The sequence below is a fragment of the Mycobacterium sp. genome, from assembly GCF_040509115.1.
Classification (GTDB): domain Bacteria; phylum Actinomycetota; class Actinomycetes; order Mycobacteriales; family Mycobacteriaceae; genus Mycobacterium.
The window spans coordinates 1-6,700 of sequence record NZ_JBEVLO010000472.1 but is presented as its reverse complement, the minus strand read 5'-3'; the positions used below and the strand labels follow the sequence as shown (position 1 = coordinate 6,700).

The following is a 6,700-nucleotide window of genomic DNA, read 5'->3' as shown; positions in this document are numbered from 1 at the left end:
GCGTGCGGGGCCTTCGCTTCGTCACGGCAGCTGCGGCAGGACTTCGGCCACCAGGCGTTCCATTTGTTCGCGATCTTGCGCCACGCCGTCGCCCAGAGGGTTGAGCAGGATCAGGTCCGCGCCCGCCTCGATGACCGCGCGCAGTCCCTGCACGACGTCGGTCGGGGTGCCCGACACCGGTACGGCTTCGATGCCGCGCATCCCGCCGTACTTGCGATGCAGCCCCGCGACCACTTGCTCGCGCGCCACGGCGGCGTCGTCGTCGATCATCAAGTAGACACGTTTGCCGATCGTGAAGTGTGACGTCGGTTTTCCCTGGATTTCCAGCTCCCGGCGGACGGTGGCAGCCACCTCGGCGAACTCTGTGGTGGTTGATGAGCCCGCACCGAGAAAGGAGTCCCCGTGCCGCACCGCGCGAGCCAGCGCGGCAGGGGCTCTGCCGCCGAACCAGATCGGTGGGTGCGGACGCTGCACGGGCTTGGGCTGAATCGGCAGATCGTCGACGTCGCGGTATCTGCCGTGGAAGGTCACCCGTTCGTCGTCGGACCAAGCTGCCTTCATCAGGTCGAGACCCTCGACGAAGCTGGAGACGAACGTCTTGGCCTCGACCCCGAACGCGGCGAACTGTCGACTGCCACCGCCAGGAGCGACCCCAAAGTCGAGCCTGCCGTGGCTAAGTCGGTCGACGGCCGTCGCCGTGGCTGCCAGTTGCAACGGGTCGTGCATCGACGACACCATCACCGCGACGCCGAGTCGCAGCCGCGTTGTGCACGCTGCCGCATAGGCAAGCAACTCCATCGGCGCGATCAGCGGCTCGGCACCGATCGTCTGCTCCAACGTCCACCCTCCCTCGAAGCCGACCTCCTCGGCTCGTCGCACATAGGCCATGAAACCGTCGGCGTCGAAGCCATCCACGTCGAGCTGGGGTAGGGAGATCGAGAATCGCATCGGCCTACGTTACGGCCCAGTCCGTGGGATGCAGAAGTGCCCGACCGGACGAGCACCTCGGGACGTTTGCGAATGTCGTTGGGGCGGACATGATGAAGCCGCTCCGGCAACTACCGGAGCGGTTTCATCAGTCGCTGTTGGCTATTCAGTTGTGGATGTGGTTGGAGTCGTCAGCTGGCTTACGGGACGTAGGCCGGTCCGCCGCCGCCCGACCCGACGCCCGGGATGCTGCCGAAGCCGCCGAGAGGACCGCCGCCGCCGCAGCTCGTCACGCCGTTGATGGGGACGCAGCCCGAGCCACCGGCGGCGTTGCCGCCGCCACAGCCGACGCCGTCGATGCAGCCGCCACCGCCTGGCGACGGGGGAGGAGGCGGCGCCGGCTCCTGGGCGAAGACGGACGGACTCTGCGCCGCGAAGGTTTGGGCAACGGCAACTGGGGCGGCGGCGATTGCCGTCGCAGCAGCACCGGCCATGATCATTGGGGTAATGAATCTCAGTGCGTTCATGGCAAGCGGGTACCACGCAGTTTTCAAGTTAAAACCAGATCAAATGCAATTTGGCTCACATTCTTCTAGTTGGCCTAGATACCGGGTCCGGCCGGGACGTCGGCAGCGAATCTGTGAGTACGCTCGGGGGATGTTCAGCTTCTTGACCGACGTCCCAGGTACCGACGAGTTGCGCGCGATCGTCCGCAAGGTCGATACTGCGCGGCACAACGGCGTCCCCAACGGCTGCGTCCTCGAACTCGATCTCCAGGTGATGCCGCCGGAGTCCAGCAGCTTCGATCCGGTGGCGCTGCTGACCGGCAATGGGAAGCCCCTTCTCCTTCGCGAGGCGGTCGACGCCATCCGGCGGGCCGCCAAGGATGACCGCGTCGCCGCGCTGATCGCGCGAGTCCAGCTCCCCGCGGCGGCACCAGGACCCGTTCAGGAGCTGCGCGCCGCGATCGCCGAGTTCAGCGCTGTGAAGCCGTCGGTCGCGTGGGCGGAGACGTACCCGGGCACCATGTCCTACTACCTGGCGTCCGCCTTCCGCGAGGTGTGGATGCAACCGTCGGGCACCGTCGGACTCGTCGGCTTCGCCACGAACGCGATGTTCCTGCGTGACGCTCTCGCCAAGGCCGGGATCCAGGCGCAGTTCATCGCGCGAGGTGAGTACAAGTCGGCCGCCAACCTCTTCACCCAGGACGCCTACACCGACGCGCACCGGGAAGCCGACGGACGGCTCATCGAAAGCCTCCACGAGCAGGTGCTCGCCGCGGTCGCCGAGGCCCGCCACGTCGACCCCGCCGCCGTCAACGAGCTCGCCGACAAGGCGCCACTTCTCCGCGAGGATGCCGTCACGGGTCGGCTCGTCGACCGGATCGGGTTCCGGGACGAGGCGTACGCGCGCATCGCCGAGTTGGCCGCGGACGCGAGGAGCAATGGAAGTTCTGCGGACGCGAGGAGCAATGGAGGTTCTACGGACGCGAGGAGCGATGAAAGTTCTGCGGACGCGAGGAGCGATGAAAGTTCCGCGGACGCGAGGAGCAATGGAAGTTCTGGTGCGCCCGTCGACCCCGACGACACCGACGACCCGGACGTCCCGCCGCGGCTGTACCTCGCGCGCTATGCCCGCGCCACCGCACCCAAACCCGGCCCATCGCTGCCCGGCCGCAAGGCCAAGCCGACCATCGCCGTCGTCACGCTCGCCGGACCGATCGTCAGCGGCCGAGGCGGACGTCAACTGTCACCGCTGAGCACCTCGAGCGCCGGTGGTGACACCATCGCGGCGGCGCTGCGGGAAGCAGGCGCCGACGACGACGTGTCAGCCGTGGTGCTGCGCGTCGACAGCCCTGGTGGCTCAGTCACTGGTTCGGAGACCATCTGGCGGGAGGTCGTCCGACTCCGCGACGCGGGCAAACCGGTGGTCGCCTCGATGGGCGCGGTCGCGGCATCCGGCGGCTACTACGTTTCGATGGCCGCCGACGCGATCGTCGCCAACGCGGGCACCCTCACCGGCTCCATCGGCGTCGTCACGGGAAAGTTGGTGGCGCGTGACCTCAAGGATCGCCTCGGCATCGGTTCCGACGCCGTTCGCACCAACCCGAACGCCGACGCCTGGTCACTGAACGCCCCGTTCACCGACGAGCAGCACGCGCACGTCGAGGCCGAGGCCGACCTGTTCTACACCGACTTCGTCAAGCGAGTTGCCCAGGGCCGCAACATGACCGAGGACGCCGTCGACGCCATCGCCCGCGGCCGGGTCTGGACCGGCGCCGACGCCAAGGACCGCGGCCTCGTCGACGAGCTCGGCGGCCTGCGCACGGCCATCGACCGGGCCAAGGTGCTGGCCGGCTTCGACGTCGACGCCGAGGTCAAGCTGATCGGCTTCCCCGGCTCGTCGCTGTTGGAGATGCTGCGGCCAAAGCCGTCGTCGCAACCCGCCGCGGCATCACTGCCCGATGCGCTCGGCGTCTTGCTCGGGCGATCGGCGGCGTCGCTGTTGACCCAGGCCGAGCGGTCGCTGACCGGCGTCAATGCCCTGTGGTTGGGGGACCACAGGTTCTGAGCCCTATCCGCCCAGTGTCGCGCTGACGTAGTTCAAATCGCCGAACATCTTCGATATCTCGTCGTCGGGGAACTCGAACCCGTTGAGCGCGTAGCCGTCTCGCGTCGACATCGCCGAAGCGTTCCAACCGCGTTCGGCGAGGTACTCGACGACGTGGCTCCGCTCGTCACGGTAGATCAAGTCCGTCATCTCGATGTCGGATCCGAGCTGACGCATGCGCTCCGAGATGCGCTGTACGCGTTCGTCGGAGAAGGCGCTCATATCCGGGATGTGCTCGGTCGCCACCCGACTTCCTGGCGCGGACATGGCGGTGATGTCGTCGAACAGCTTGTCCTGCGCCTCGGACGGCAGATAGATCAGCAAGCCCTCGGCGCTCCACGCGGTGGGCTGACTCTGATCGAAGCCGTTGTCCCTCAACGCCTTCGGCCAATCCTCGCGCAGGTCGATCGCAACGGACCTGAGGGTCGCAGTCGGGGCGGCGCCGAGCCCGGCGAGCGTCTTCGTCTTGAACGCGATGACTTGCGGCTGGTCCACCTCGTAGACCGTCGTGCCGTCCGGCCACGGCAGCCGGTACCCGCGAGCGTCCAGACCCGCGGCCAGGATGACGGCCTGCCGCACGCCTGCCGCCGCGGCGTCGAGGAACATCGTGTCGAAGAACCGGGTGCGCACGGCCATGCCCTCGGCCGCTCGGCGCTCGGTGAACGCCGGATCCACCGCGGTGAAGTCGACCTTGCCGTCGAGCATGCGGTTGAACATGTCGACGCCCACCGCCCGCACTAGCGGTTCGGCGTAGGGGTCGTCGATGAGCTGGTGTCGGTGGCCGAGCGCGCGCTGCGCCGCCACCATCGTGGCGGTGGCGCCGACGCTGGAGGCAAGGTCCCAGGTATCGCCTTCGGTACGAGCCATGTTCGATCCCCTCAGTTCTTCGTTGCGGTCAGGTAGCCGGAACCGGCGCCGAAACCCGCGAACTCGTCGTCGGGCAGCTCGAAACCGTTGGTTGCGTAGGCGTCCGCGGTAGCCACGATGTCGGTGGCCCAGCCACGGGAGCCCAAATAGTCGGCGGCGCTGCTGCGTTCGCCGGTGTAGAAGAGGTCGACCAGGTTGATGCCGGACCCGATGCGGCGCGTCCGCTCGGTCAGTTTCTCGGCCCAGTCCGACGGCAGTGCGGCCATGTCCATGTTCTCGGTGGCGATGCGACTGCCCGGCGCGGAGAGCGCCGCGATGTCGTCGAACAATCGGTCCTGAGCCTCGGGTGGCAGGTAGACGAGCAGACCCTCCGCGCTCCACGCCGTCGGCGCGGTCGGGTCGAATCCCGCCTCCACGAGCGCGGTCGGCCAGTCGTCGCGCAGGTCGATCGCCACCGTCTGGCGGCGGGCGGTGGGCTCCGCGCCGAGGTCGGCCAGCGTGCGGGTCTTGAATGCGATGACCTCCGGCTGGTCGATCTCGTAGACGACGGTGCCCGTCGGCCACGGCAACCGGTAGGCCCTGGTATCCAGGCCCGAGGCCAGAATCACGGCCTGACGGATCCCGGAACCCGTTGCGGCGACGAAGAAGTCGTCGAAGAAGCGGGTCCGCACGGCGATCTGCTCGTTCATGGCGCGGGGGTTGAGCAGTGGATCCTCCTCGAGAGACGGCCCTCCGTCGTCAGCGGCGCCAAGTTCGCCGTCGAGGAGCTTGACGAACGTGTCCATCCCGACGGCCCGGACCAGGGGTTCGGCCCACGGATCGGTCAGCACCGCATCGGGCCCCCGGGAGGCCATCGCCCGCATGGCGGCCACGGCGGTGGCCGTGGCGCCCACGCTGGTGGCGAGGTCCCAGGTGTCTCCGTCTTGTCTGGGGATGCTGGATGTCATTCGGGGTTCTCCTAGGTGAGGGTGGCGGTGACGGACAGGGACTTGCGCTGGGGCACCAGCACGTCGACGTCGGGGAAGGTGCGGCCGTAACCGGCGAAGACCTCGGGTCTGGCACGGGCCTCGACGCGCCACCCCTTGGCGGCCAGGTAGTCGACGACCGGCGTCCGTTCACCCTCGAAGATCAGACCGGTGAGGTCGACGTCGAAGCCGTTTTCGCGCCAGTAATCGGACACCGCGTTCGTCCGGCCCGCGAAGGAGGCGCCCCCGTCGGGGTGGTACTCAGTGGCCAGCCTGCTACCCGGTGCGCTCAGGGCGGTGATGTCGTCGAAGAGGCGGTCCTGCGCCTCGGGCGGCAGATAGATCAGCAGGCCTTCGGCGCTCCACGCGGTCGGTGCGTTCGGGTCGAAGCCCGCCTCGACGAGCGCCGACGGCCAGTCGTCGCGAAGATCGACCGCGACGGCCCGGCGCTCGGCCGATGGCTGGGCGCCGAGCGACGCCATGGTCGCCGACTTGGCGTCGATCACCCGCGGTTGGTCGATCTCGTAGACGACGGTCCCTTGCTGCCACGGCAGCCGGTAGGCCCGCGCGTCCAATCCTGAGGCCAGGATCGCCGCCTGTCGTATGCCCGCCGCGGTCGCGTCGAGAAAGAAGTCGTCGAAGAACCGGGTGCGCACCGCGATCACGTCGGTCATCGCCCGTGCGTCACCGCCGTCGTGCTCGACGTCGATCGTGCCGTCGACCAGCTTGGTGAAGAAGTCGATGCCGACGGCTCGCACCAGGGGAGCCGCGTAGGGATCGTCGATGAGCGGATCGGGCTGCTGTGAGGCCAGGGCGCGAGCGGCCGCCACCATCGTCGCGGTCGCCCCGACACTGGAGGCCAAATCCCAGCTGTCGGCATCCGAGCGGCTCATCATGGACCTCCCACACCATTAGTTAGCTGATATAACGAGCTAACGCGACTGTACGCTCTGAAACTGAAGGGCCCATGGACGTCATCGCGCTGAGCGGATGCGGGTCGGACCGGCGGCAACTGTTACTCTCGTAGACTGCTTGACGCGCGACGTCGCTGGCTGTGGGCATGCCTGCGCTCCGGCGGACCCACCGCGCGAGACTTACCCACAGCGCTGGTTGGACCAGCCCCATTGGCACGCCGCGACACGAGCCCGGCTGCGCAGGAGGAAGAGTGCTTTCGGCTTTCATTTCGTCGTTGCGGACGGCCGACCTCCGACGGAAGATTCTCTTCACCCTCGGCATCGTCATCCTCTACCGGGTCGGCGCCACGCTGCCGTCCCCCGGCGTCGACTACCCCAACGTGCAGAAGTGCATCGCGCAGGTCAGCGCCGGTGACT

General features: G+C 68.0%; 6 protein-coding genes and 1 pseudogene. 2 read left to right on the top strand and 5 right to left on the bottom strand.

The genetic code is table 11. From position 1 onward, the window contains the following. Positions 1-21: 21 nt before the first annotated feature. Together ABW137_RS32280 and ABW137_RS32275 are read right to left on the bottom strand one after the other, a co-directional pair. Positions 22-948, bottom strand: a complete 927-nt coding sequence (locus ABW137_RS32280; RefSeq protein WP_526406413.1) for an LLM class flavin-dependent oxidoreductase — start codon at positions 946-948, stop codon at positions 22-24. 179 nt (positions 949-1,127) lie between these two features. Continuing rightward, positions 1,128-1,421 carry a PE-PGRS family protein gene (locus tag ABW137_RS32275; protein ID WP_526406411.1) on the bottom strand — a complete coding sequence of 98 codons (294 nt, stop codon included), beginning with the start codon at positions 1,419-1,421 and terminating at the stop codon, positions 1,128-1,130. 163 nt (positions 1,422-1,584) lie between these two features. Here ABW137_RS32275 and sppA point away from each other — a divergent pair, with 163 nt between their 5' ends. Next, a complete protein-coding gene (sppA, locus tag ABW137_RS32270; RefSeq protein WP_526406409.1) occupies positions 1,585-3,498 on the top strand; it encodes a signal peptide peptidase SppA in 1,914 nt (637 codons plus the stop codon). A gap of 3 nt (positions 3,499-3,501) precedes the next feature. On the opposite strand, the gene ABW137_RS32265 is transcribed toward sppA, so the two are convergent. Genes ABW137_RS32265 through ABW137_RS32255 form a run of 3 tightly spaced genes read right to left on the bottom strand, consistent with a single transcriptional unit; the run spans position 3,502 to position 6,262 of the window. Then, positions 3,502-4,404 carry a class I SAM-dependent methyltransferase gene (locus tag ABW137_RS32265; protein ID WP_526406407.1) on the bottom strand — a complete coding sequence of 301 codons (903 nt, stop codon included), beginning with the start codon at positions 4,402-4,404 and terminating at the stop codon, positions 3,502-3,504. Positions 4,405-4,415: 11 nt separating this feature from the next. After that, positions 4,416-5,351 (bottom strand): class I SAM-dependent methyltransferase, encoded by a 936-nt coding sequence (locus ABW137_RS32260; RefSeq protein ID WP_526406405.1) that lies wholly within the window; start codon positions 5,349-5,351, stop codon positions 4,416-4,418. An 11-nt stretch (positions 5,352-5,362) separates the two neighbouring features. Next, on the bottom strand, positions 5,363-6,262 hold the full coding sequence (locus ABW137_RS32255; protein WP_526406403.1) for a class I SAM-dependent methyltransferase: 900 nt from the start codon (positions 6,260-6,262) through the stop codon (positions 5,363-5,365). A gap of 272 nt (positions 6,263-6,534) precedes the next feature. Between ABW137_RS32255 and ABW137_RS32250 the strand changes: the two are divergent. Continuing rightward, a pseudogene (locus tag ABW137_RS32250) lies at positions 6,535-6,700 on the top strand (preprotein translocase subunit SecY); the annotation flags it as partial.